The sequence below is a fragment of the Microbulbifer sp. SE14 genome (assembly GCF_059834885.1).
This window is the reverse complement of the sequence record NZ_JCBAJA010000082.1, coordinates 1-920: the sequence shown is the minus strand read 5'-3', so window position 1 is coordinate 920 and position 920 is coordinate 1. Positions and strand designations below refer to the sequence as shown.

At 49.0% G+C, this 920-nt stretch carries 1 protein-coding gene; it reads right to left on the bottom strand.

The window, feature by feature from the left end:
• Window positions 1-7 precede the first annotated feature (7 nt).
• Window positions 8-920 (bottom strand): IS630 family transposase (locus AC6R19_RS22735; protein ID WP_500582153.1); only part of this gene is annotated, 913 nt, incomplete at its 5' end.

Here is a 920-nt window from a genome sequence, read left to right as displayed (position 1 = left end):
TTACTACCTAGGCGGCAGCAAAGGATACAGCCGCCTCTTGGAAAAATGATTTCACGAGTTTCTTGTTTTTCTTGATGCTCTGCAAATCTTTGTTGGCACGACTCATCAAAGATTCGCCCTCCTTTAGCGGCTTCTTCGAAGTTCCTATATTCCTCACGTGGTTCCATACCAACTCATCCGGGTTCAAGTCCGGCGCGTATGGCGGTAAGAACACCATCTCAAGATTCCCATCCTGAGATTCGACATAGTCCAGAACTTTCTTCGATTTGTGCACCGGGTGGCCATCTACAATGAGGATCACTGGCCGCCTTTGACTTCTCTGGAAGTCCTTGAAGCACTCCAGACACTTGTCTGCTGTAAACTTTCCGCTGTAGATGTGGTGCCAGAACCCGCCTTTATTCGACAATGCAGAGATCGCGTTAATTGATTGCCTTTGCCCACTGGTTTTCACTACGGGAGTCTTCCCTTTTTCTCCCCATGTCCTTTGGAGCGGATCATCTGATCGGATGCTTGCCTCATCCAGCCAGAATATCTCTGCACCAGTCTTTTTCGCATATGCCTTAATCTTTGGATAGACTTCCTTCACCCATTTTTTTACAGCCTTCTCATCTCTTTCGTAGGCTCTTCGGAGCGGCTTTTGCGGAGTTAGGCCCAGCCGGTGTAAAAGTTCACCGACACTGGTCACGCTGAGTTCAATACCGAATTTCTCCCGAATCAGATCTGAAATAATCTGACGCGTCCACAGCCCAAAATCAAAGCCGTGCTGTCTTGGGTCACCGCCGACAACCCAGCGTTTGACTTCTTGCTCTTCGATAGGAGACAGCTTTCTGCCACGCCCCGGCCTAGCTTTAGGTGCCAATGCATCGATGCCTTTTTCCCGTGCAATTTTTAACCACGGGAAAATGGTTCTGCTACCCAGT